The 24666-nt window shown below is 32.6% G+C and carries 21 protein-coding genes, 1 tRNA gene and 2 pseudogenes; 11 read left to right on the top strand and 13 right to left on the bottom strand.

The window, feature by feature from the left end:
* Positions 1–3 precede the first annotated feature (3 nt).
* From AAHM86_RS02725 to AAHM86_RS02710, 4 genes and pseudogenes are all read left to right on the top strand, one after another.
* Complete coding sequence (locus AAHM86_RS02725) at positions 4–321, top strand: hypothetical protein (RefSeq protein ID WP_342268213.1); 318 nt, start codon at positions 4–6, stop codon at positions 319–321.
* A 21-nt stretch (positions 322–342) separates the two neighbouring features.
* Positions 343–1743: pseudogene (locus AAHM86_RS02720) on the top strand (ComEC/Rec2 family competence protein).
* A 472-nt stretch (positions 1744–2215) separates the two neighbouring features.
* Complete coding sequence (locus AAHM86_RS02715) at positions 2216–2914, top strand: hypothetical protein (RefSeq protein WP_342268212.1); 699 nt, start codon at positions 2216–2218, stop codon at positions 2912–2914.
* Between the two features lie 359 nt (positions 2915–3273).
* Positions 3274–3852: a ribonuclease HII gene (locus AAHM86_RS02710; protein WP_342268211.1), complete on the top strand. Its 579-nt coding sequence runs from the start codon at positions 3274–3276 to the stop codon at positions 3850–3852.
* Between the two features lie 136 nt (positions 3853–3988).
* Here the strand turns inward: AAHM86_RS02710 and AAHM86_RS02705 are convergent, their stop codons facing one another.
* From AAHM86_RS02705 to AAHM86_RS02695, 3 genes are all read right to left on the bottom strand, one after another.
* Positions 3989–5317 carry a DUF2748 family protein gene (locus AAHM86_RS02705; RefSeq protein WP_342268210.1) on the bottom strand — a complete coding sequence of 443 codons (1329 nt, stop codon included), beginning with the start codon at positions 5315–5317 and terminating at the stop codon, positions 3989–3991.
* Positions 5318–5360: 43 nt separating this feature from the next.
* Positions 5361–5993 (bottom strand): lipoyl(octanoyl) transferase LipB, encoded by a 633-nt coding sequence (gene lipB, locus AAHM86_RS02700; protein ID WP_342268209.1) that lies wholly within the window; start codon positions 5991–5993, stop codon positions 5361–5363.
* A 487-nt stretch (positions 5994–6480) separates the two neighbouring features.
* Positions 6481–7728: an EAL domain-containing protein gene (locus AAHM86_RS02695; RefSeq protein ID WP_342268208.1), complete on the bottom strand. Its 1248-nt coding sequence runs from the start codon at positions 7726–7728 to the stop codon at positions 6481–6483.
* Positions 7729–7809: 81 nt separating this feature from the next.
* Here AAHM86_RS02695 and AAHM86_RS02690 point away from each other — a divergent pair, with 81 nt between their 5' ends.
* The 3 genes from AAHM86_RS02690 (at position 7810) to AAHM86_RS02680 (ending at position 11280) form a co-directional block, all read left to right on the top strand.
* On the top strand, positions 7810–8079 hold the full coding sequence (locus AAHM86_RS02690) for a BolA family protein (RefSeq protein WP_342268207.1): 270 nt from the start codon (positions 7810–7812) through the stop codon (positions 8077–8079).
* A 12-nt stretch (positions 8080–8091) separates the two neighbouring features.
* Positions 8092–9513, top strand: a complete 1422-nt coding sequence (locus AAHM86_RS02685; RefSeq protein WP_342268206.1) for a DASS family sodium-coupled anion symporter — start codon at positions 8092–8094, stop codon at positions 9511–9513.
* Positions 9514–9654: 141 nt separating this feature from the next.
* The gene (locus AAHM86_RS02680; RefSeq protein ID WP_342268205.1) at positions 9655–11280 is read left to right on the top strand and encodes a hypothetical protein; all 1626 of its coding nucleotides are present in this window, start codon (positions 9655–9657) and stop codon (positions 11278–11280) included.
* 142 nt (positions 11281–11422) lie between these two features.
* Here AAHM86_RS02680 and AAHM86_RS02675 read toward each other — a convergent pair whose 3' ends face one another.
* Positions 11423–12319, bottom strand: coding sequence for a hypothetical protein (locus AAHM86_RS02675; RefSeq protein WP_342268204.1), 897 nt, complete (start codon positions 12317–12319; stop codon positions 11423–11425).
* A gap of 159 nt (positions 12320–12478) precedes the next feature.
* Between AAHM86_RS02675 and AAHM86_RS02670 the strand changes: the two are divergent.
* Together AAHM86_RS02670 and AAHM86_RS02665 are read left to right on the top strand one after the other, a co-directional pair.
* Positions 12479–13907: pseudogene (locus tag AAHM86_RS02670) on the top strand (DHA2 family efflux MFS transporter permease subunit).
* Positions 13894–14373, top strand: a complete 480-nt coding sequence (locus AAHM86_RS02665) for a Na+/H+ antiporter subunit E (protein ID WP_342268203.1) — start codon at positions 13894–13896, stop codon at positions 14371–14373. Before AAHM86_RS02670 ends, AAHM86_RS02665 begins: the two are co-directional and overlap by 14 nt.
* A gap of 106 nt (positions 14374–14479) precedes the next feature.
* Here AAHM86_RS02665 and AAHM86_RS02660 read toward each other — a convergent pair whose 3' ends face one another.
* From AAHM86_RS02660 to AAHM86_RS02620, 9 genes are all read right to left on the bottom strand, one after another.
* Positions 14480–14983, bottom strand: a complete 504-nt coding sequence (locus AAHM86_RS02660; protein WP_342260079.1) for an RNA pyrophosphohydrolase — start codon at positions 14981–14983, stop codon at positions 14480–14482.
* The gene (locus AAHM86_RS02655; protein WP_342268202.1) at positions 14980–15186 is read right to left on the bottom strand and encodes a palindromic element RPE1 domain-containing protein; all 207 of its coding nucleotides are present in this window, start codon (positions 15184–15186) and stop codon (positions 14980–14982) included. Before AAHM86_RS02655 ends, AAHM86_RS02660 begins: the two co-directional genes overlap by 4 nt.
* A gap of 48 nt (positions 15187–15234) precedes the next feature.
* Positions 15235–16593, bottom strand: a complete 1359-nt coding sequence (locus tag AAHM86_RS02650) for a PleD family two-component system response regulator (protein ID WP_342268201.1) — start codon at positions 16591–16593, stop codon at positions 15235–15237.
* A 316-nt stretch (positions 16594–16909) separates the two neighbouring features.
* Positions 16910–17737 carry an LpxI family protein gene (locus tag AAHM86_RS02645; RefSeq protein WP_342268200.1) on the bottom strand — a complete coding sequence of 276 codons (828 nt, stop codon included), beginning with the start codon at positions 17735–17737 and terminating at the stop codon, positions 16910–16912.
* A gap of 1 nt (position 17738) precedes the next feature.
* A complete protein-coding gene (gene lpxA, locus AAHM86_RS02640; RefSeq protein ID WP_341751114.1) occupies positions 17739–18557 on the bottom strand; it encodes an acyl-ACP--UDP-N-acetylglucosamine O-acyltransferase in 819 nt (272 codons plus the stop codon).
* 2 nt (positions 18558–18559) lie between these two features.
* The gene (gene fabZ, locus AAHM86_RS02635) at positions 18560–18994 is read right to left on the bottom strand and encodes a 3-hydroxyacyl-ACP dehydratase FabZ (RefSeq protein ID WP_341755216.1); all 435 of its coding nucleotides are present in this window, start codon (positions 18992–18994) and stop codon (positions 18560–18562) included.
* A 123-nt stretch (positions 18995–19117) separates the two neighbouring features.
* Positions 19118–20146, bottom strand: a complete 1029-nt coding sequence (gene lpxD / locus AAHM86_RS02630; RefSeq protein ID WP_342268199.1) for a UDP-3-O-(3-hydroxymyristoyl)glucosamine N-acyltransferase — start codon at positions 20144–20146, stop codon at positions 19118–19120.
* Positions 20147–20303: 157 nt separating this feature from the next.
* Positions 20304–20379: transfer RNA gene (locus tag AAHM86_RS02625), tRNA-Phe, on the bottom strand.
* Between the two features lie 97 nt (positions 20380–20476).
* Positions 20477–21982: an NTP/NDP exchange transporter gene (locus AAHM86_RS02620; RefSeq protein ID WP_342268198.1), complete on the bottom strand. Its 1506-nt coding sequence runs from the start codon at positions 21980–21982 to the stop codon at positions 20477–20479.
* Positions 21983–22842: 860 nt separating this feature from the next.
* Between AAHM86_RS02620 and AAHM86_RS02615 the strand changes: the two genes are divergently transcribed.
* Both AAHM86_RS02615 and folP read left to right on the top strand, forming a co-directional pair.
* Positions 22843–23394, top strand: a complete 552-nt coding sequence (locus tag AAHM86_RS02615) for a dihydroneopterin aldolase (RefSeq protein ID WP_342268361.1) — start codon at positions 22843–22845, stop codon at positions 23392–23394.
* On the top strand, positions 23394–24662 hold the full coding sequence (folP, locus tag AAHM86_RS02610; protein ID WP_342268197.1) for a dihydropteroate synthase: 1269 nt from the start codon (positions 23394–23396) through the stop codon (positions 24660–24662). Before AAHM86_RS02615 ends, folP begins: the two co-directional genes overlap by 1 nt.
* The last annotated feature ends 4 nt before the right edge of the window (positions 24663–24666 follow it).

Genomic DNA, 24666 nt, shown 5'->3' with positions numbered 1-24666 from the left:
GCAATGATCCTAAGAGATTATAAATTAATTTTTAAACTTGCCAAAAGCATTTTAGAACAAGAATATCACAATCTCAGCCTTTGGTATTTTGTTAGTTTCATTTGCGGTATTGGTACTTATTTTACTTTAAGTAGCGAACCTTCCTTTATATCTATTCTAGCTATTTTCACAATTTCTTTGTCACTAATAATCTTAAGAAATAACATATTTGGGCGATTTATTGCGGGGATAATTATCGCTTTTTCCTGTGGTATGCTAGTTGGCAAATATCGTATATCAAATTTACATGTTGTTGGTATTAAAAAGCCAATAATTTCATAAATAGATGGCACTATAGAATCGATGAAACCGACCACTCATGGTATGCAAATTATCTTACATCAGGTCAAAATTCAAAGACTTAATAGGTCTAATCAGGTTTTAGAGAAAGTTAGGATAAGCATGCCAGCAAAATATGCTCAAGAAATTAATATTAACGATAGCATTAACCTAGTGGCTCAGCTTTATAAGCCTCAAAGTAGTATCCTACCAGGTGGCTATGACTTTGGCTTTTATGCATATTTGGCAGATATCAACGCCACTGGCTATGCACTGTCCTCCCCTCAAATTATAGCACATAGTAATCTTTACACTAATAATTTTATCTATAAAATTAAAAAAAATATTTACAACCGCCTAATCCAAACACTTGGTCCTATTAAAGGTAATTTCGCCGCAGCAATATTACTAGGAGAAACCAAAGCCATCGATCGAAAATTAATGAAAGAAATGAGACAAAGCGGTATATCTCATATACTTTGCGTTTCCGGTCTACATTTATCATTGGTAGCAATGCTGTTTTTCATATCAGCAAGATTCTTATTAAATCTATCAAATTATATTGCTTATAATTACAACATAAAGTCAATTGCAGCAATTTGTTCTTTAATAGGTAGTTATGGTTATTTGCAGCTAAGTGGCATGCAAATTGCTGCCACAAGGGCATTCATTATGACGGCAATTTTTATTTATGCAGTTATGATAGGACGGAAGCCCTACCCCCTAAGATCGCTCGCGATTGCAGCTTGCATAATATTATCGGTAAATCCCGAATATATATTTCATCCAAGCTTCCAATTATCTTTTGTGGCAGTATTATCGCTAACTGCTGGTTACGAATTTTATATAAGAAATCAATAGATTTTAGGTAAAAGCAAGGGGATATTTTCTTCCATAAAATTTTATATTGCCTCTAATATTTATTCAAGCTTCCTTGCAAGCATAGTAACTGCTCCTGTAGTAATAAACCAATTTTATACATTTCCTACTTATTCTATTCCCATGAACCTTATTGCTGTACCAATAATGTCTTTCTTTCTGATGCCGTTATCTATTATCTCATTATTCTTAATGATATTTGGTATAGATCAATATTGTTTAAAATTAATAGGTTTTTTCATTGATATAATTATTGCAGCAGTGAAATTTACTAATACCTTACCATTATCAGTATGGTATTTTGGTTATATAACCAAAATTAGTTTAATTACTTTCTTATTTGGATTTTTTTGGACTTGTTTATGGAGAACAAAGTGGCATTTCTTAGGTCTGATTATAATGATTATATCTGTAATCTTAATGCTAAATTCTCCTAATCCTAATTTCATATTTGATATGAATTTAAATGCTATTGGTATAAAAAATAACAATGGTGAACTTGACATTTATGTCAATGAGATGCCAGAATTTAAACGTATATATTGAGCTAACTGGTTTGGTCAAAAGGATGCTAAAATATTTCCTATAGAAAAAAATATTTTTACTTCCGATGGATACACAATTTTGGTAAACTATAAATCAATTGCTCTAAATAAAATATGTGAAAATGTCGATATATATATTAACATATCAAGTAGAAACCAATGTAAAGGTAACAAAATTACTATTACTAGAGAACTTCTAAGAGAGTTTGAAGTAATAATGATATTTTGTAATCAGCACGAATGTACAATTAAAACAAATAATAAAAAAAGATGGCAGGGTAACTGCAAGAGTTTTTAGTGATTGCTAACATTAATTAAAGATATTTTTATGCCCAAATTAGAGAAGTTTAAATCAGATATAGCTAATATTGTTGGTGAACCAAAGGAAGGCTTTGTACAGGATTATAGATAGGTTCAAAAGTCTACTCAACTTTAGCTTTGATTCGAAATATACTCCTGAACTTGCTGAAGCTATGGAAAGCATGGGAATAGAGAAAGAAGTAAAAATACAGGTGTCGTTGGATGATGACTCAACAAATGTACTTTCACAAGCTGTTGAAACTACTGACCAGAAATTTGGTGAATTTAAAGGCAATATTAGCACTACCCTTGATGCTCATGGTAAACTTGCTAAAGGATATTCTGCCAAATATGTTAAAGGACAACCTAATTTAGATAAATTTGGCCAACAAGCTAAACAAATGGATACATTGATAGAAGAGTTTCCACATAAATCCTTACAGAAAACCGAACAGATTGAGACAATTGCAACTATAGGAGCTGGTACAGAAAAAATGTATTCGGCATTGGAATTTTCACCGGCTGATCCAGTACATGTTAGAACCATTACAGATTTAGGTGCAAAACTGAGGCATTATATTAAATCATTTGTTAAATCACCTGAGGAACAGAAAAAGGCTTTTATTGAAAATAGTGTCGGGACAATCCAAGCTATTGATAAAGCAAATAGAAGTGATGGATTGCAAACTAGTAAGACTGCATTAGAAAAGATATTAAGCAAACTTGAGAGTACAGCTGGATCTCAAATATATCACCGTCTGAGAGAAACTTTCAATAAAAACGATATATCTATGGGAAATGGTAGTAGTACTATTAAACCTAATACTACCCCTTCTAACACAAAGCATTCTAATAAAGATAAGGGACGGTAGATCCCTGCCGTAGCCGTAACTCATGGGTATCAATTTAAGCAGTTTAAGTAGTCTGTTTTATTTTGAGTTCATAATGTCTGTTACTACAGTAACAATAGATGATAGCGGTGATAAGGAACTATATATAACTCACCTTACGCATGGCATTTAAAAGTTATAGGGAAAATAGCCTAGAGTCATTGCGAGGAGCCACTTTGGTGGCGACGAAGCAATCCAATAAATGTGGATTGCCACGACCACTACGTGGTCTCGCAATGACGTCTTGTACTTTTCTGCAATTTTTGAATTGCCATAGGGGTTATGCGTAAGGTGAGTATATAAGGTGGAAATACATAGAGTGTCATTTTATGGGAGGCATGATGTTTAAATTAGAACAAATATATTCAGGATTAGTCGCTGGAGTAGATGAAGCTGGCAGAGGACCGCTAGTTGGTCCTGTAGTAGCTGCATCTGTTATCATTGATCAAACAAAAATCATACATGGTATCAAAGATTCTAAAAAACTTACTAAAATAATGAGGGAGTTGTTATATAAACAAATAACCCAAAATTATGTTTGGTCTGTTGGTATAGTGCATCACGATGAGATAGATATAATTAATATCCTTGAAGCAACTAAAAAAGCTTGTACTATATCAGTAGCAAATCTTGCTGTTAAACCGGATACGGTATTAATAGATGGTAACATGAAATTTCACGATCCAAGATTTATTAGTATAATAAATGGCGATAATTTATCAATTTCTATTGGAGCAGCGTCTATTATTGCGAAAGTTACTAGAGATCGCTTAATGCTTGAATATGCCAAAGAATTTCCGGAATATATGTGGCACAAAAACTCCGGTTATGGTACTAAAGAACATTTAAATGCTATAAGCCTTCACGGTCTTTCGCCTTATCATAGAAAAAGTTTTAAGATAAGAAGTTCTACATTATAGGCTATAGCAGGGTTATTTAAAAAAACTTGATTATACTCTTCTGCTCCTACGAATTGTTTTTTGAAAATATCATAGAAAGGAAAAATGCATTCTTAAAGCGATTTTGCGAATGCATTTTAAACCTTTTTAAAGCTAATTATACTTCTCTGATTTGTTTAAATACTAATTTTTTTTTACTAAATATGTTTATTTTACGAAAAAAATTAGTTAGAGATCTTGGCTTTGACATATCACGTTTATAGCTTTGCTTAGTCATTAATACATAGTTAGAAATTAAGGAAGGTATAACTTCGGAATAATATACTTTATATAATCCTTGCATTGTTGCCATAGTCGTTAAATATCCCCATTTCATCACTTGTTGGGGTACTCTTGCTAGAGCTTCTATACAGGCAATTGTCTCTTCGATCTCAGGGTCACTATTTTTATAAACATCTGCGACTGGTGCTAAATTAAACTTCATATCTTCAATCATAGCTCTAATCATCATCCCCATATATTGCTCTTTTATGAATCTCTTAATAAAAAATAATTTTCTTCTATTAACGAAAAATAAAAATTTCTGTTTATATATAAAGCCAAGTAATCTTGCCCAATAAGCCCTTATACCCCGTACCTTGTTTTTATTATAAAATTTTATCTTTTCTTCATAAATAATCATTTGCCTCATCCCTATAGAGAGAAGCGTGGCTAATAATTTATTACAATTAATAATATCATCTATTCTAGCCTGTCTTACATGGGAGGTTGCTTTTGTTCCAGAGAAATTTGCTGAATGACGACTTATTTGACGACCACTAGCATCTCTTTTAATATCAGCAAAATGCCCAAGTTCCTGCCCAGCTATAATTTGCAATCTAGCAGCTGCTGCCCATCCGTCACCATAAGTTGGGTGATTTTTATCATTTTCAGCAAATGGATTTCCACCACAGGAAACAAAGACTGCTACATTCTTACCGTCAGTACTTTGCATACCGCTATTAGAACCAGAACGTTGCCAATCAACTATATCCATCATATCACCAATATTATGGGAATAAGTAATAAATACTTGGACCTTATCATGTAATAACCACCTAATAACTATAGGATGGGCTGACTGAACAAAAAGCCTTGTTAATTTTTCAGTAATAGATTGGTCAACTGGTTGTAATTTTTGAATTTGTTTTTTCAGATCTGTATAAATCGATGCCAGTTTTTTATCTGATATAGAAGATTTGTATAGATATCTTAATAACTGGTTAGTTTGTTCAATTAAATTTGGCTCGGTTATTTCCTCTTTACTTACCATCAAACTAATATTGAATTTTGGATCAGAGAATCTTGCAAAATTACAACTATTATCCGTATCTATTCTAAGTTTACCTGATTTGATTAATTGCTGAGCTAATTGTTCATATTCTATCTGCATGTCTTCAGGATAAATAGCAGGAACCTTATCAAGTATATGATAAATTGAACTCATAGGAATATATTCTTCAAGTCATTTGAGTATATACTGAATATTCTCATTTTCTACCTAAAACCTCAAAGAACTTATCCTTAATAACTTCATCAAATTGCTCGAATGTTACATCAACACCGAGTTTCTTTAACGAGGTTACAGGCATATCCTTTAACCCACAAGCAACAATTCCAGAGAACATATCAAGATTTGTTGAAATATTTACAGCAACACCATGATATGTAACCCATTTTTTAACTCTAATACCTATTGATGCAATCTTTGCGGGTACACCTTTTTCTTTTACCCATATTCCCACTATACCACTTATAGTAAAAGCTTTAATCCCAAAATATAAAAGGCTATTTATAATCCATTCTTCTAATAGTTTAATATATAGTTTTAAATCCTTTTGCCTTCGTTCTGAGGCTAAATCAAGAATGGGGTATATTACTCTTTGTCCGCTACCGTGGTAGGTAAACTTCCCCCCCCTACCAGTATAAATTACCGGTATATCTCTAGGATTTAATAATTCATTTGCCTTAAAACTAGTACCTGCGGTATAAATATCCTTATATTCAACTAAATAAACAATCTCTTGTGAAGATTTATTGATTAAACTAGTAACCTTATCTTCCATCAACTTTACTGTGTCTTCATATTCTGAAAAGCCTGATAAGGTAACAAATTGAACCATAATATTAACCAAGGGTGAGCGAACGCAATCAGTACATGAAGTACATAAGTACGCGAAATCCCCGCAATTATTTGCAAAAACCAATTCTTCAAAGCAGAAGAGTATATTATAATAACCTAAGTTCGATATAAGCACCAAACAAAATGCTACGCATTATGTAAAAACATAAACAAACTATTAGAACAGTTTGTTAGAAGAATTAATAATTCTTCTATAGAACTGGTTTTGTCATAAGGAAAAATGCACTCTTGAAGTAATTCTGCGGGTGCATTTTAACTTTTTTCATTATTCAATATGTGATTTTAATTATTAAAATCACATATTGAATGGAGTATTATATTTTAACAATCAGGTGTAGAACTCGATAATCAAGTTTTTCCTTAACCATCATTGCGAGGAGGCGATTCCATCGCCTCCTCGCAATGACCTTGGTTATTTTTCTGCAACTTTTAAACTGCCATGATGAACTCTAAAACCGCTCCCTTTTCTAACTTTCAACAGTTGTGGGGGCATCGTTCTGATGATTATTTATTCTGTTAACCGATGCCGGTGAGAAGAAATCGCCTTGCATATTATCAACTTCTAAGTTGATTAAAAAATTGGCTATCTCCCCATTTTCAACAAATTCTGCTACAGTTTGAACGCCTAAATTCTCAGAAATTTTAATTAATCGTTTAATGAAATCTTGACTTTGTATATCGCTAGTGATGTTACGTACGTAACTACCATCAATTTTAATAATATCTATCGGTAGATTTTGTAATTGTTTAAATGAAGTAAACCCAGCTCCAAAATCATCCAAAGCAAATTTACAACCGTATTTTCTTAGTCTTTGCATAAAGGATTTTATTTGTTGGTAATGCTGATTAAGGGTAGTCTCAGTAATCTCAATAATTAACCTTCCTGAAACATCATATGTTTGTAATAGTTTTTCTGCTATCTCTAGGAGAGAAGCATCTAATATACCAATATTTGAAATGTTAACTGCAAGCACTAAGCTAGGGTTAGCATCTAGTTCTTTGATTGCCATTTCTAGCACTATTTGATCTATTATAAAAATTAAACCTTTCTTTTCAGCTTCTAGAATTATTGCTCCTACAGAAAATAGATTGTTATTTGTGTCAGGAATCCTTAGTAAACATTCATAGTAATGAATTTTCATTGTTTTACGGTCAATAACTGGCTGATAAGCAAAAACCATTGTTTTGTTTAATAAAGCTTTTCTTAAGAGATTCAGCTGCTTATTAGACTCTTTAACACACTCTATATTATAATATTTATCATACTCACGATAATAACTTTGGTCACCTTGATAAGAACCTAGCCAATTTAATAGATTATATACTTCTTCAGCTTTATTGGTAAATTTGGGAAACTCTATGCTAGCACTACTGCAATTCATATAAACTGCAGGTAATAGATCATCGACATAAAGTTGAGATAATAAATATATTTTTAGGACAACTTCCTTAACTAGATTTTGGTCTAGTGTGGGTAAAAGCAACAATATTCTATCATGCTCAATTTGTTTATAAACTGATATAGAAGGAGCAGTAATTAATTTATTACAAACTTCAGAAATAATTTTATTAAATTTGTCAATTATATAAATATCTCCTCCCATCATAGCATTCAATTCGTCGTAATTTAATAACTTAAAAGAGATACAATACCCATGCCCGGCTTTATCAAGCTCAGATTGCAAATTTCTAATTTTTGTATCTAATTTTGCCATAACCAACTAAATAATAATATTTGCTAAATACTAAAATCCCAGTAGACTTGATACAAGTAAAAGTTTTATATATATATAACTATGACCAAAATAAATAGAATAAAAAGAAAACTAGATGTGTTAAAACCACATTATTGCGAAATAGTTGACGAAAGTTACAAACATGCCAGCCATAATGGTGGCATTACTGAAAGTCATCTTAAGATCAAAATTTTTACAGCAGTTTTTATAGGAAAAAGTTTGCTAGAACAGCATAAAATAATTCACAATCTTTTAGCAGATGAACTAGCGAGCGGACTACACGCATTATCAATTGATACGAAAACCCCCACTCACCTTACTCGATCTTGAAATAAATTTATTATGCTTAATATGTGTAATTGGAACAAAAATTTACCTATTCTAATGCTTGTTATTTTAGCTTGTGTAATATGGTATATACCGGCCCCTGAAGGACTTGATGTTAAGGTGTGGCATCTTTCTATTATATTTATTACCACTATTGCAGCTATAATTCTTAATCCTTTACCTATGGGTGCTATAGCCTTATTTAGCATACTCTGTTGTATTCTGACGCAAACCCTTTCCTTAGAACAAAGTCTATCCGGGTTTAGTCATAGCATTATATGGCTGGTGCTGTTTGCTTTTTTTATTGCTCAGGGTTTTATAAAAACAGGTTGTGGGGAACGGATAGCTTATCACATCATTCTACTTGTCGGACAAAGTACCCTTGGTCTTTCATATGCTTTGGTAATTGTTGATTTTATACTTGCACCTTTTATTCCTAGTGTATGTGCTAGGGGAGGAGGGATAATTTTTCCTATCGCTCAGTCACTCTGCACCGCTTACTCTGATAAAACAAATTACAAAACATCCGTTTCAAACGGCGGATTTCTCATGAAAGTAGTCTTTCAATCAAATGTGATAACTAGTGCTATGTTTATTACCTCTATGGCTGCTAATCCTTTAGCTGTTAAGTTTGCAGCTGATGCTGGGATTATAATTTCATGGAGTGATTGGGCAATAGCAGCTATAGTGCCAGGCGTAATTTCTCTTGCTGTCATGCCTCTTATTCTTTATTATCTACATCCACCCTCAATTAAATACGATCCATCTGCTATACAAATAGCTAAGGCAAAATTGCAAGAAATAGGTGATATATCATTGCAAGAGATTATTATGCTAATAACTTTTGTAATTCTAATTTTTTTATGGATGTTTGGCAGCAAATGGGGATTATCAGCTACTACAGTTGCACTGTTGGGAGTATGTATTTTATTATTATGCAAAATAATTAAGTTTGAAGATACTCTTGCAGATAAAGGGGCATGGCATACCTTTATTTGGTATGGCACTTTAGTTATGATTTCAAGTTTTTTGTCTGATTTTGGTTTAATATCATGGGTTAGTGATAAACTTAGAGACAATTTATTAAGTTTTTTCTCTCCAATGATTGGTATAATTATACTTTCTATAATATATTTTTATATACATTACTTTTTTGCCAGTACTACAACCCATATTGCTATACTTTTTCCTACTTTTCTAGCGTTATTTATACATGCTAAAATGCCTAGTTTACTATCTGCATTGCTACTTAGTTTTTTATCAATATTATCTTCGGGTCTTACTCATTATGGACTCAGTAGTGCTCCAATATATTTTGAGACAGGATATATGAAGATCAGAACATGGTGGTATCTTGGTTTAGTTTTGAGTCTAGTATATGGCATTATATGGATTTTTATAGGCGGTATGTGGTGGAAAACACTAGGTTTGTGGTAGAATTGCTACTAGAATATATAGCAATCATTGCTGACTAATTTTATTTATTATAAAATTAGTCTTTAACCTTGTATAATTTGCTGTTAGACTCTCTTTTAAGATTAAATATGATAAGAGTCTAATACCAATAGGTTATATATTATGACAGATGACAAAAAAGAATCTACGCCGTTTGAAAACCTTGAAAGTTCTGAGATAGATAGTACTACAACTGTGCCTAAAGAGATAGAAATAGCTAATACGTTGGACAATCAAACAGTGCAACCCAAGCAAAGAAAAGCAGAGCTTTCTAAAAGCTTTGATGATATGGAGCTTGAACGTGAAAATAAGTTAAAACGTACTCCCTCTCAAAAATCTGTAAAAAGTAAAGATGATTTACATATAATTGAGCAAGAGAAAAGTGAAAGATTAAAATCGGTTAAAACAAATGAAGTTAAAATTTCAGATGAATTTGCAAAATCTTTAGAACAGGAAAGTACAGAACCAAAGACAGAATCAAAATTTAAGAGATTTTTAAATAAAATTAAAGCTGCTTGGGATTGGACAAGGAGTACGAGACCTTTCAAGAGTATAGAGTGGCTGTTAGATACAAAATTGGCTAAGGTGCTATTTGGTAGTGCTATAGGTCGTACTGTTACAATTGCACTTGCAATAGTAACACTAGCCGGGGTTTCCCCTCCAGTAGCCTTGGTCGCAGCTACAATAGCATTAGTTGGAGTAACTAGCGAAATAGTAGTTGATGTTATTAAAACAAGAAGACTCCGTAAACTTGCACAAGAAAATGACCTATTGATGCAAAATCGAGGAGACATAGACAAGCAACAATACTTACTACTACTCGATCCCAAATTAGCCAAGGCATTGGAAAAGAAATTACATGTCCCAAATAACCATGTTCCAAATGGCAAAGATAAACATTACTATTATGTAGATCCTAAAGTAGAAATGGCATTTAGTGCAAGCAAATTTATAGTTGATAATCTTCAAAATGCCGCTAATTTAGCGTCTAACATAACTGCTGCTACTAGTGGGAATCCTGTTAAGATTCTTACAGCACTAAAAAGTGGTACACTTTCAGCTATTTCTATAATTGGCTCAGGTGTAACTGAAAAGGACTCAGCTAACCTTACTACAGCATTTAAAATCAATATTAATGATGAACTCCGTAAGGATGATGTTGCCTATTATAGGAATTTACGAGAACTACGTGAGATCACCCAAAAACAACATATCCAAACTGCAGCTTTGGCTGAATTAATACAAGATAAAGATTATTTTAAGTTAACCGATGAGCAAAAACAAAATAAATTTGATATATATCAACAAGCTTTAACTGAACTGATGTTTGACAAAAATTATAACAAGTTAACCGATGAGCAAAAACGAGCTACACTTCATACAACAGTCAATAAGTTTGAAGAAAAACCTAATGAAAAAGCAACTGAACCTGAAACTAAAGAAAAGAACAAAAGTAATAATATGCTGACAGCAGCTGCAAAAGGTACACTAAGCCTTTTAAAAGATCTAGGTAGGACACATAATCCTTTTTATAAACAACCTAAGGTAATAAGGGATTATAGCCCATTAACGAAAGCTATGGAGGCTGCTAAAAAATCTGCTAAAGAGATCGTAACACCTGAGGTTATAGCACAGTTACGAAAAAGTAAATCTGTACCAAATTTATTACAAGAAGAAGAACGCTTTCTTCATCGGAAAAAACTGCAGAGAAGTAATTCTATAGGTAACCATAATCAACATTCTGTGTGACTTACCCATACTCTTCTGATTTGAGTATACCATTACTATTACCCACATCTTTGAACTCATGGGACGTCATCCTGAAATAAATTCAGGATGACGTCAATAGCTTCAAAGTTTATGGCTTTTAAAAGATGTGGGTAATAGTAAGTTACCTACCACCCCTATCGTTCTTATTTACTGGTGGTTTTACTGGAGGAGTACTAGGTGGTGAAGTAATAGATGAAGTACTAGAACGCAAAGGTTTATTATTATCATGCTTTGCTAAATTATGCCTTAGTCTTTTTGCCTTGAATACTTCTCTACTCACTTTTTGTTCTTCTTTTAATAATTTTGCTTCCTTTTGTGCCTGTATTACTGGTGCTAATATTTCTTGTCTTCTCTGCCTAAACTCCTGTATATTTTGTTGTTTAGGAGATGGAGTATCTTGATTTTGTGAATTGTTCAAGAGTTCTTTAACAATATCAACAACCTTATCTATAATCTTTGCAAACCAGCTTTTTTCCGGCTTTATATCATCCAAAATAGCGTTTTCCCTTGGAACATCGTATCGTCTATTATTATTGTTAATTTCCGGTGGCTTAGATGGTTTCTGCTCCTGTACCCTACGAGAATTAGCTGCTAAATTATTATTCCTTGGGCGTGGGGCTTTACCTATTGGTTTTGTTGACTGAAGTATTTTTTTCTCATCTTCTTTTAATTTTTTCAGTGTTTCTCGCAAATCGTCTACAGTTGGAATTGGACCTTCCACAGTTGGAGTTGGATATTTTTTTAATTTATTAAGTCTAGCTTCTATTTCTCGATCTTTTCGTTTACCTAATTCAGCATATTTATTATCTAAATTAACTTCAGATTGTATTTCTTCCATCAACTTATCTGCTTCCGAAGAAGAAACAGAACCACCCATTCTATCTAATGAGTCATTAATCATACCTGTCACCATCTCGGATTCCAACAATGTCTTATCTAACTCGCCAAGTGTTTTCTCAAATTTTTCATTAATATTTTGTATTTTCTTACTCAAATCATTAGATTTTTTCTTGGACATATGTAACTAACCCGCTATTTAAATACATAAGTTATTATAGTTTATTCTATTAGATACTACTAAATAATTTTATCAAATATATATTTTTTGAGGATATTTGCTTGTAAGATTGTTACTTTTGTGATATAAGTGATATGCTATAATTAGGTTTCATTTTCTATGCAACAAGATCTTGACCATCCCCCACTATCAAATAAGCAGTTACTTGCATTCTTTGCAATCATAGTAGGAATGTTTATGGCAGTGTTGGATATTCAAATTGTTGCCAGTTCTTTATCAGTCATTGCAGCCGGTCTTTCTGCTTCTAGTGATGAATTATCTTGGGTTCAAACATCATATCTTATAGCAGAAGTGATTATAATACTAATAACCGGTTTTACAGCCAAGCTTCTCTCCACTAGAATTTCTTATTTTATTGCTGCTCTTGGTTTTACCGTTATGAGTATTCTATGTTCTCTAGCCAGCAATATAGAAACAATGATTATTTTTAGAGCTTTACAAGGATTTTTTGGTGGAGCAATGATACCAACTGTTTTTAGTTACAATATTTATAATTTTTCCTACCTCAAAACGCCCCGTAGTTACTGTGATAGTAGGATTAGTCGTAACAATAGCCCCAACACTTGGTGGTTACATTACTGAAAACTTATCTTGGCATTATTTTATTGACTGTTACTCTTGCTTCTTTGCAATATGTTTTAGAAGAAGGAAATAAGAAAGGTTGGATAGAAGATAATTTGATATTATTCCTTATCATACTAATTATTGTTGGATTTATTATGCTAGTTATTAGAGAACTGACATTTATTAATCCAATCTTAGATTTAACAACTTTTGCTAACAAAAATTTTACCTTTGGTTGTATCTACTCTTTTGTCATAGGTATAGGATTGTATGGTGCAGTCTATTTATTACCTTTATTTTTATTTACAATAGCTGGTTTTAATACTGTACAAATTGGTTTCACCATGATGGTTACTGGTATAGCACAATTTCTGTCAGCTCCACTTGCAGGAAAAATGCTTAGTTCTGGATTAGATTTAAGAATTATTTTGGCTATCGGTCTAGCTACGTTTAGTTTAGGTTGCTACCTAAATAGTTTTTTAACAGCAGATGCTAAATTTGCCGAATTTTTTTACCACAATTTATTAGGGGACTGGCGATGATGTTTTGCTTTTTACCTACTAATAATATTGCTTTAGGCAGTATGAGTAAAGACAAGGTGGGGAATGCTAGTGGGTTGTATAATCTTACTCGTAATCTTGGAGGAGCTGTTGGTCTTGCGATTATTAGCACCCTTATTACAGATAAAACTAAGATTTTTAGCCAATATTTAAATGAGAATATTTCTTCCACTTCACCCTCTATTCTAATGAAATTACAATTTCTAGGACAATTATTGGATAGTAAAGTGGTTGATCCAGAAAAGGCTTCGTATTTTTGGTTAGCCAGTAATATAAATAAGGAAGCATTTGTAATTGCGATAAATAGCATTTTTGGTATTATAAGTGCATTATTTTTTGTGGTAATGATCTTTCTACCGTTTACATCAACTGTTAAAGGTGGAGGAAAGTATGATGCACACTAAAATCTTTACTTTAATTACTTTGTTATTGGTGTTGTTTGGTCTAACAGGAGTACCTAATGATATTTTTGCATTGTTGGTTTTCTTGATTATCCCCAGTATATCTTATCTTGTGGCAATAAAACTCAATTTGATCCCTGATAGGATATATTTAAATTATCGTTCTATATTATATTTTATTTGGTTAATTAAAGAAATAGTTGTATCTAGCTTAGGAGTAATGAAGATTATATGGCGTAGAAATCTTAATCTACAGCCAGTCTTTGAGTGGATTAATTCAGAACAAAAAAACGATACAAGTCTTGTAATATATGGTAATTCTATTACTCTTACACCAGGAACTGTAACACTTAACATATCAAATGGTATGTTATTAGTTCATGCTCTAGAACAATCATCAATCGACAATCTAAAATTTGGTAATTTTACTATGAGTAAAAGAGTTCAGCACATTTCAAAGAACGACTAAAAAGAACGACTATAGTCAATTCAGGAGAATTGGATAGCAGGAACGATAGAGCGAAGCCTATAGATAATAGGCGAGCGATCGAAGACGACATATCACCAAATTCTCATCAATTGACTATATCATGAACGATAGGGGCGAATTCCTTAACTACAGCTTTATAAAGCTTGCGTTTAAAGGGAATTATAATTGATAATAACTCATCAAACTTAGCCCAACGCCATTCCTCAAACTCTGGGTTATGAGTATTAATATTAATATCTTCGTTAGTACCGGTAAACCTAATTAGAAACCATTTTTGTTTTTGACCTCGGAAATTACCACCCCATAATTTAGGTATTAAAATTTTAGGTACATCATAACTATACCAATATTTGCTTTCTGCAATAATATAACCTTTATTACAACCTATCTCTTCGAACATTTCTCTAAGGGCAGCAACACTAGGTGTTTCTCCTAGATCTATACCACCTTGAGGCATTTGCCAAGCTGCTATTTTGGTATCTATTCTTTTACCAACAAATACTCTATTAGCACTATCTATTATCATCATGCCTACACTTGGCCTATATGGCAATTCACGATAACATTTACAAATAGTTTCATTTTTCATGATTTTAGGTTTTTATATGAAAGGTAGACTTCTTTAAGAACTACCCTCTCATAAGCTAATTTTATAATAGACCCTTTTCGAAACTCTACTTCTGCTGGTGATTTGCACGTCGATGCGGTACTCGAATCCGTAACGGAATTAGAGTACGCTGTGGTTCGAGGTGAAGCGTCTCCTTCAAATCCCTCAGCATAAGCGAGTTTCAAAAGAGGTCTAATAAGTATAGTATACCTGATTAGTCTTCATTTGTGTATCTAAATTATTCTTATCACTTTATTTCTTCCGTCCTCCTTTGCTTGATACAGAGCTTTATCGGTATGTTCTATAAAATCACTAATAGATTCCCCAATTTTGTATTCAGTTACTCCTATGGAGATAGTTTTCTTAATAGGGTCTTTTTGCGTTTTAACTTTAAAATCGATAGACTCCACTCTTGTTCTTGCCCGCTGCGCTATATACATAGCTTCGTCAATCGTTATGTCATTTAAAAGGATAGCAAATTCCTCTCCGCCATATCTAGCAACCAAGTCTGTAACCCTAAAAATACTCTTCAGAACATTAGCAATGGTTTTTAGCACTATGTCTCCTGCTTGATGACCATAAGTGTCATTAACTTGCTTAAAATGATCAATATCACACATAAGTAAGCATAAAGGTCTTTTACTATCAGTAGATTTTTTTACCATTTGCTTTATGTGTGTATCAAAATAATGACGATTAAATATGCCTGTCAAACCATCTTTGATCGACAAATTTACGCTTAACTCTAAATCATTGCGTAAAGTATCTTGGTAATGTTTTCTTTTCAATTGAGTTCTGATTCTAGCTAATAGCTCGTTTTTGTCTACTGGGTATGTAAAATAATCATTAATACCCAGCTCTAAACCTTTGATAACTATCGATGTATTTTCTTCTTCAGCTTGTAATATGAGTACCGTATCATGGAATTTAGCATCAGACCGTAGCATCACGCTTATTCTTAAAGGATCTCCTTGCTCTAATTGGCAGCTGATAATTACTAAATCCGGGGTATATTCGCTATTTTTCTCTAATTCATTAATATCAGATATTATTTTGATATTGGGGGTAAGGCTTAGAAGCATTTTATTTATGTTTCTTGCCTGCACTATATCATCGTTAACTAAAAGTATTTTACTATCTGAAAAATTATCTTTTACCTCTATAACGTCACCACCTAATTCAGCATTAGTAGTGTTTCTAAGCTTGAGTTCATCAATAACTGCCTTCATTCTAGCAAGAGATCGTACCCTTGCAAAAAGAGCAGTGTCATCAATAGGTTTTGTTAAGAATTCATCAGCTCCAGCTTCAAGACCTTTTATGCGATCCTCAGTATCAGAAAGAGCCGTAACCATAATCACTGGTATATGAATAGTGTAAGGATTAGACTTAATTCGTTTACAGATTTCAAATCCATCTATATTAGGCATCATGGCGTCAAGTAATACAATATCGATTCTATTAAGGGCAAGAACATCCAATGCATCTTTGCCGTTATTGGCAGTAAAGACTGTGTAATATTCTCCTAAAAGTTTAGCTTCCAGTAATTTAACATTTGATTCTATATCATCAACTACTAGTACATTGGCTGTCATAAAGTAATATATTTTTCTACAGACTCTTCAAATCCTTACACATAAGTGAATTTTGTAATAGGTCTCATGTTTCTTGGAAAAATTTTTTTTTATTTTAGCATGAATTTCTCATAGCACTAAGTAATATTACTCAAATAATTTGAAGAAGATGTTTCAAAGATCAATAAAATTTGGTATTCTAGCCTAGAAATTATCATTTATACGCGAAAGAATTTTATTCTGAATTTTTTGTACTGTTTTGTCAAGAAAATCAGTTACTACAATTTTATAGTAGGGGTTGTAAGATAAAATTTATTACCCTAATTCTTTAGATACACTAAATAAGTTTAATAAAAAGTCCGCATTCATTAGCGAGTTCAATAGTTCTTTCTATCTCTAGAATAATCACTTTATCTTTTTGTATGGCTAACCCTTTATAACCATAATTAGCTAAATTACTTATTGTCTTTTCTCCTATTGTAGGTATATCAATTCTAGTATCTTGACCTTTCTTCATCATTTTAATAAGTACACCACCTGTAGAATTTTTACGTAAATATGAACATCTTTCTATTAAATTATCTGTACCCTCAGCCGCTTCAATACCTATAATATACCCATTATCAACAATTACTGACTGTCCTACATCAAGATATCCGATACTATCTAATAGCTTTATCCCCAGTTCGATATCTGTATTATCTATTCTAGATGGAACAGCTATGGTCATAACATCATTATTTGTTCTTAATATTTCATAACTAGAAACTACTTTAAACCCTTTTTCTTCTAGGAAATCTGTTACTATACCAAGAAGTTTATCATCTCCTAAAAATTTTTGTTTCAATATGCGTGCAAGTAACCTTGATCCCATTAAATCTACTTTAATTGATCGCAAATTAGGACGATTTACACTACCAGCAAGAATTATATTTTTTACATCATACTTACGAAAATATTCAATTATTGGCTTAACCATACCGATTTTAAAAAATTGGTGGGTAAAATCCTGATACAATAACGGATTTGCTTCTCCCTCCAAAGCTGCGATATAACATTGCCCGCCTTGCTTAATGAAACTATTGGCGAGTGAAATTGGCAATAAGCCATTTCCTGCTATAATTCCAACTATACTCTTTTGCTTTAAAGGGTATATTTGTAACATTTTACTTACTTACCTTATCATGTTCAACTTGTCTTGGCTGGCAAAATGCTCTACTAATATCCTGTTTTATAAAAGTGATAATTTGTTCTACAATAGGATTACCTTTATATTGCTTTAAAACTATCTCAATTCTATCAGTAAAAATACCTTCGCCAATAAAAATCTCATCTACGGCTTTTATAGTATCAAGCGTTTCCTGATTATCAAAGCCACGTCTTTTCATCCCAACTAAGTTTATTCCTTCAAGAAATGCCCTTTCATTTGTAGCTAGCCCAAATGGAATCACATCTTTGCTCACTGCAGACATACCACCCACCATCGAATGTTGTCCTATACGTACGAATTGCAGAACAGCAGAAAGTCCTCCTATAATGGCATAATCATCAACTTTAACGTGACCAGCTAGGCTAACATAGTTAGCAAGAATTACATTATTACCCACAATACAATCATGTGCTATATGCACTCCAACCATCAATAAACAATTATTACCTACAGAGGTAACCATACCACCACCTTTACTACCGGCTTGAATAGTGACATATTCTCTAATAGTATTATTATTACCTATGATAACCTCTGACTCTTCTCCCTCATACTTAAGTATTTGAGGGGGCTGACCAATAGAAGCAAATGGATATATAACTGTATTAGCACCAATTTTTGTTTTTCCCTCTATAACTACGTGTGATTTTAACTCAATATTATCTGCCAAAACCACATCCGACCCAACAGTACAAAAAGGACCGATTCTGACATTTGCACCAATCGAAGCCTTTGGATCTACTATGGCAGTTACGTGTATAGCTGATAAGGTCATTGTTAATTCCTATTTTTAACCATTGCAGTAAATTTGCTCTCTGCAACTATCTGATCATTAACTTTGCTGTTACTTGAAAATTTCCAAACAGAGCCTCTATTTTGTTCTATTTTAGCATAAATATGTAATGTATCACCTGGCTCAACAACTTTACGAAATTTTGCCTCTTCAATAGTCATAAAGAAAACATCTTTATCTTTGAAATCCATTGATTTGGCTACTAAAATAGCAGATAATTGAGCCATAGCCTCAATAATTAGCACACCAGGCATTACTGGTTTTGTGGGAAAATGACCAGTAAATTGCGGCTCGTTAAAAGTGACATTCTTGATACCAACAATAGACTCATGAAGCTTAAATTCTAGTACCTTATCTATTAATAAAAATGGATAACGATGAGGTAGCATTTCCATTATTTCTATAATATTAATTGTCATTATATACATTCCTCTTTCTTATCTGTAAGCTATTTCATTTTTAGGTCAGCAAATCTTAAATCGAGCTTGTAATCATTTAAAGGACGACATGCTATTATCTTAAATTCTTCAAACATAGATTTTTTAGTTATCTAAACTCATTTTTTTGTTTACAAGTTGCTTCATAATTACTGATTGTTTATGCCAATCCCTAATTGGTACTGCAGGATATCCACCAACTGTAGATCCTAGTGCAACATCTTTTATCACGCCAGATTTGGCTGCTACTTGGACTTTATCGCCTAATACTATATGTCCGGATATGCCTGACTGCCCCCCTAAAGCACAATATGCTCCTACCTTAGTACTACCTGCTATACCTACTTGGGCAACAATAACTGACCCCCGTCCTATTATAGCATTATGTCCTATCTGCACTAAGTTATCTATTCTACAAAAATCTTCTATTATTGTATCATTTATCGATCCTCTATCAATAGTAGTATTACTACCTATTTCAACATTATTACCTATTTTTACCATACCAGTGTGCAAAATTTTCTTATGAATTACCTTATCTGTTGCAAAACCGAATCCATCTTGTCCAATTCTCGCTCCCGCTAATATTACTACATCATCACCTATTATACTGTAACTTACTGAAACATTTGAGTATATTAAGGCTCTATTACCTATTACTACTCCAAAATCTATACTCGTCCCAGATTCTATAACACAATCATCACCTATTATCACATGTTCTTCAATAACTACATTATGTCCTATATAACAATTCTTTCCTATAATAGCAGAATCTGCAATATAGCTAGAAGGCATAATTTTGTTAGGATAAGTTTTTGCTTTACTATAAAATAAATCTACTAATTTTGCATAAGCAAAATATGGATTTTTTGTTTTTAATAAAATTATTCCATTATTAGATTCGTGCGAAAAATCCTCTGGGACTATGCAGCATGAAGCTTTAGTGTTTTGGAATTGAATAATATATTTGTTATGAATTAAAAAACTTATATCACCAACATCAGCCTCTTCTAATGACTTAACATTATGGATTAACAAATCATTTGAGTATACTATCTCAGCACCTATTAATTTTACAATTTCTGATAATTTATAAGGAGCAGATTTTTTATAAAAACGTGAGTTTATCATGGTTATTTAATTTTATAAAATAATGGCAACAGTATAAACGCCAGTTAGAAAATACTCAAGTTTTCTTACAATAATTTGTATTTCAGAATATTGTTCTAGATTGTATAATAGTTATTATACAATCTAGAAGTATAGTATAAGAGATTTATCATAGAGATGGTGGCTAGAGCCGGGATCGAACCGGCGACACAAGGATTTTCAGTCCTTTGCTCTACCAACTGAGCTATCTAGCCGCATGAACAGACCTATTGTACCCCCATTTGGGATAAGAATTGACAAATTCTTATCCCAAATTCGCGTTGTAGTCCCATAAATCTAATTTCGTTACAACTAACTTTCGGATTTGACATCAGATATCTGAGCTTGATATTCCTTATTAAGTCCTTTAATTGCATATAGCCACAATATTACGATAACAAAAAATATACTAGCAAAATAAGGCGTAGCCTCAACAAAAGTAAAAGTAGGAAGCAAAATAAAGAACGTTGACTGGATGATACCCCCACCAGACTTACCGAACCTGCCACCTATAACCTCTACTGCTGCTTGACCTTTTGTTCTAAGATACTTATCAAGAGGGATATATGCCATATTCTTGGTAGCATCAAATAGTGAGTATTTTGTTGCCTTGCTTAAAATATTTTGAACCATTCCAATCATTACTGCCACTGTCAAAGGTCCAGAAGCGAATAGACCAGTAACATACATTGCGATAGTGCTATCAAAGAAAATAAAAGCAAAAAAAGCAATCCCGGTAATTAACATCATCAAAGGAGTAATCATAGCGGCAGTAAACCAAGAAACCCTTCTTAAAATGTTAGAACCAACAATCATGAAGAATATAGCTGTCACACCTTGCCAAGCCTGAAATTGCCCCATATACATGGTATACTCTTCTTTAGTTGGATATAGCTGCTGAATTTTTGACTTCCATACACCTTCTACAAGATTCACTGATACCCCATAGCATAGAATTAGTAAAGCAATAAGCCCTAAATATTTTGAGCTAAAAATCATGTTAAAGCTTTCTATAAGAGATAGCTTAACCTTGCTTTTCTTATTACTAGCTTTACTTGTTGGATCATATAAAGTGGGATCGGTTAAAACATGTCGATTCATCCATCTATACAATAACATGATGACTACAGCACTACCCATCATAATAAGAAGCAGCGGAATAAATTTTAAATGTTCTGAAACTATTTGAGTTTCTTTGCTTAAAAAATAGCCAAGTATTAATGCAGTAACTGGTAAAGATAAATTCGCTAACATACCAAACATAGAATAAAAGCGTTTTGCCTCTTCAGTCTTAGTAATTTGGTTAGCAAACTGCCAAAATAATAAGCTAAGCATCATACTTCCCCAAAGTTCGGATATAGCATAAAATATGGCAAAACTCCATTTACCAACTACCCTAATAAACCACTTGAAATTCGGATATGCATTACTTAATGTATCAATTGTTTCAGGATTAGGATGCACCAACTCTGGGTATGGGTATAATACAAAAGTAAACAATACAAAATATGCTAGGAAAAAACCGGTCACAGTGTAAAAAATATTTTCTGCTTTTAAAAGATCACAAAGTTTTACATAAGCAACCATAAATAGTATTGCCATTGGTAAAACTACATAGGTTTTTACAAAACTTATTGCTTCAGGGCCAATGGCTGTTACCACAAAACCATCTTTTATCGATCTAAGAGTGGAATAGTTAAGCAAAATGCAAAACATCATGGCAGCCATAGGCAAGAATTTCTTATTTTCATGCCCTTCAATTGGCCAAACCACTCTTCTTATTTCTGAGAAATAACTATTATCTTTCACTTTATCCATACTGTTTTATTATCATTATAAGTCAGTGGACTTATACAGATATATACAAGAAAAGTCAAACGAAATGATTATTTTTTGCTAGATATATCTAATTATAGGTTCTTATATCTTAAAAACATATTATGAAGTAGTTATAAGAGGGTGACTTGATAAGAGCTAGACTGAAATAGTCGTGCATAGAATAAGTACCCTCTTATCGTTAAGTTTGCTTTGAACAAATTGTGGAAGATGTTGCAATGCAGTAGCCTTGTACAATAAGATGAAGGAAATTATACTATAGAATAAAATAATAGGTCTAGATGTAATACCAATTCCCAAAATTAATTTATTCTGAGGAATTTGAAGGAGACACGGAGTACACAACCGCAGCATACAAAATATACTCTATTAACTCCTTATCATTATTATGTACAACCAAAATAAAGTCGAGTAATCCACTTCAGTTACCTGTAGTTGATACGGAGTAGAGACCATTCAAAAGCATGGACGCTAAATTTTGCTAAAAAATATGCCTAGCTTTTTATAGTAACTGATAAATTGCTTTTATATGTCTGACAATACTAAGATTTACCAATTTAAAGTACATTTTAAAGATATAAGTCCAATGATTTGGGCGTAGATTTCTAATTCAAATTTAGCTTTGTCCATGCTTTTGAATAGTCTCCAATTGCCAATTTGACTGCTGATTCTTTAAATTAGGTCGAATAAACCTTTGGTTTGCTATTAGTCATTTTTGTACTTCCTTTCTGTTAATCTTTCTGTTAATATTGTCTCGTATTAAACTGTCCGGAAAACTGTTGACAGAACAATTTTTTCATAATACATTTAATCATAATACATTTAATCAGTAAAATGAGGTTATATTCAATAAAAATATTTTTAAGCTTTCTATTATAGATTTTCGTATTTGGGTTCATCTTGGATGTACTGAGGAAGAGAAGGTTCATCCCCAAATGGTTAGTTTCAATATTGACTTGTGTTTTAAGGTGTGTCCTCAAGGTGCTTATACAGATAATCTAAAGGATGTTGTTTGTTATCTTAAGATAGTTGAGTTAATTACCGTTTTTTGTCAAGGAAAGTGCTTTAATGTTGTTGAGCATTTGACAGAATCTATTTATAAGGCAATTTTTGATTACTTAAATTCATTCCAGCATCTAATCCAATCAATTAAAATTGAGACTCGTAAAGTTTCTCCTCCTGTACCCAACATTCATGGGGGTATTAGTTGGACGCATTACATTAATTTTATTAATAGACCTCTTGCGAAATTCGCTTCTGCTAGGGAATTTGTAGGAGACACGGAATCTCGACCCGCAGCGTACTTAGATGTACGTGAGGATTCGAGTACCGGATCGACGCACAAATTACCAGCAGAAGTAGAATTACGCAAGAGGTCTAATGAGGATGCGTGATGATTTATATAAGCTTGGGATCAAATTTAGGTAATCGCCTTGATAATTTATGGGAATCTGTTAACTTAATTAGGAAATATTGTTTATCAAATATTAGATGTTCTATAATCCTTGAAACTAAGGCAATTTTACCATGCAGTGCTTCTGCTGACTGGGATAAGCCATTTTTAAATATGATAGTTGCTGGAGAAACAAACTTATCACCAACAGAATTATTGCAATCATTGCAAAATATAGAAGTAACTATAGGACGTCCTAGAAAGTATGAACTATGGGCTCCACGTATTATTGATTTAGATATTTTGTTTTATAACGATCTAATTATAAATACAGAAGATCTTATTATTCCCCATCCTAAACTGGAAAATCGTGATTTCCTCAAACATCTATTAGCATTAATGGGTAAAGAGCCGTGGAAATTCCAACCAAGTATAGAGAACTCTTTTATAAAAAGCTCTGTTTTAAATCCTCGGTTGGTAGGAATCGTTAATATAACTAAGGATTCTTTTTCAGATGGCAGAAATTTTTATGAAACAAATAGAGCTATAGAACAAGTGATAAAGCTTGTAGAAGATGGAGCTAGCGTTATTGAAATTGGTGCTCAATCAACAAGGCCTAATGCAACTATTCAACCTATTGAATCTGAATACGCTAAGTTAGATGAAGTGTTAGGGGAGCTTGCGCCTATTATTGCTGATAAAAAGATCGATATAAGTGTTGATACACTACATCCTTTTATTGCTGTAAATCTTATAGAAAAATATCATATAAGATGGATTAATGATGTTGGTGGAGGATTTGATGATAACACATTAAGGGCTATAGTAAAAGCTGGTTGCAAATTTTGTCTTATGCACTCTATTACTATTCCACCAAGCAAAAATCAGATTATACCTTTAAACATTAAGCCAATTGATTATATGATTCAATGGGGCAAGTGTGCTATACAAAGACTTACTAAGCTTGGATTTACTTTAGAGAATATAGTTCTAGATCCTGGTATAGGGTTTGGCAAAACGGCTTATCAGAATATTGAAATATTAAGAAGTATAGATCAGCTTAAAACCTTAGGTTCTTTGATAATGATAGGTCATTCTAGAAAATCATATATTCATGCTTTTTCTGAAGAACCCCATGTTTATGCTAGAGATATAGAAACAATTGGAGTTTCCTTGGCTATTAAAGATAAAGTAGACTTTTTACGAGTACATAATGTGAAAGATCATATGAAGGCTTTGGTTGCCTATCACTCATCTAATAACGAGTAATGGC

The sequence above is a fragment of the Candidatus Tisiphia endosymbiont of Empis tessellata genome (assembly GCF_964031035.1).
Classification (GTDB): Bacteria; Pseudomonadota; Alphaproteobacteria; order Rickettsiales; family Rickettsiaceae; genus Tisiphia.
The sequence above is the reverse complement of the archived record's forward strand: the minus strand, read 5'-3'. Positions and strand labels throughout refer to the sequence as shown.

Bases quoted from the DNA above. Each gene is read 5' to 3' on its own strand.
- AAHM86_RS02715 (WP_342268212.1), top strand. From the start codon at position 2,216: ATGGAAAGCATGGGAATAGAGAAAGAAGTAAAAATACAGGTGTCGTTG.
- AAHM86_RS02665 (WP_342268203.1), top strand. From the start codon at position 13,894: ATGATGCACACTAAAATCTTTACTTTAATTACTTTGTTATTGGTGTTG.
- AAHM86_RS02680 (WP_342268205.1), top strand. From the start codon at position 9,655: ATGACAGATGACAAAAAAGAATCTACGCCGTTTGAAAACCTTGAAAGT.
- AAHM86_RS02620 (WP_342268198.1), bottom strand. From the start codon at position 21,982: ATGGATAAAGTGAAAGATAATAGTTATTTCTCAGAAATAAGAAGAGTG.
- AAHM86_RS02690 (WP_342268207.1), top strand. From the start codon at position 7,810: ATGACCAAAATAAATAGAATAAAAAGAAAACTAGATGTGTTAAAACCA.
- AAHM86_RS02645 (WP_342268200.1), bottom strand. From the start codon at position 17,737: ATGTTACAAATATACCCTTTAAAGCAAAAGAGTATAGTTGGAATTATA.
- lipB (WP_342268209.1), bottom strand. From the start codon at position 5,993: ATGGTTCAATTTGTTACCTTATCAGGCTTTTCAGAATATGAAGACACA.
- AAHM86_RS02710 (WP_342268211.1), top strand. From the start codon at position 3,274: ATGTTTAAATTAGAACAAATATATTCAGGATTAGTCGCTGGAGTAGAT.
- lpxA (WP_341751114.1), bottom strand. From the start codon at position 18,557: ATGACCTTATCAGCTATACACGTAACTGCCATAGTAGATCCAAAGGCT.
- AAHM86_RS02685 (WP_342268206.1), top strand. From the start codon at position 8,092: ATGCTTAATATGTGTAATTGGAACAAAAATTTACCTATTCTAATGCTT.
- AAHM86_RS02695 (WP_342268208.1), bottom strand. From the start codon at position 7,728: ATGGCAAAATTAGATACAAAAATTAGAAATTTGCAATCTGAGCTTGAT.
- AAHM86_RS02725 (WP_342268213.1), top strand. From the start codon at position 4: ATGATCCTAAGAGATTATAAATTAATTTTTAAACTTGCCAAAAGCATT.
- lpxD (WP_342268199.1), bottom strand. From the start codon at position 20,146: ATGATAAACTCACGTTTTTATAAAAAATCTGCTCCTTATAAATTATCA.
- AAHM86_RS02705 (WP_342268210.1), bottom strand. From the start codon at position 5,317: ATGAGTTCAATTTATCATATACTTGATAAGGTTCCTGCTATTTATCCT.
- AAHM86_RS02650 (WP_342268201.1), bottom strand. From the start codon at position 16,593: ATGACAGCCAATGTACTAGTAGTTGATGATATAGAATCAAATGTTAAA.
- AAHM86_RS02660 (WP_342260079.1), bottom strand. From the start codon at position 14,983: ATGAAAAATGAAACTATTTGTAAATGTTATCGTGAATTGCCATATAGG.
- fabZ (WP_341755216.1), bottom strand. From the start codon at position 18,994: ATGACAATTAATATTATAGAAATAATGGAAATGCTACCTCATCGTTAT.
- folP (WP_342268197.1), top strand. From the start codon at position 23,394: ATGATTTATATAAGCTTGGGATCAAATTTAGGTAATCGCCTTGATAAT.
- AAHM86_RS02675 (WP_342268204.1), bottom strand. From the start codon at position 12,319: ATGTCCAAGAAAAAATCTAATGATTTGAGTAAGAAAATACAAAATATT.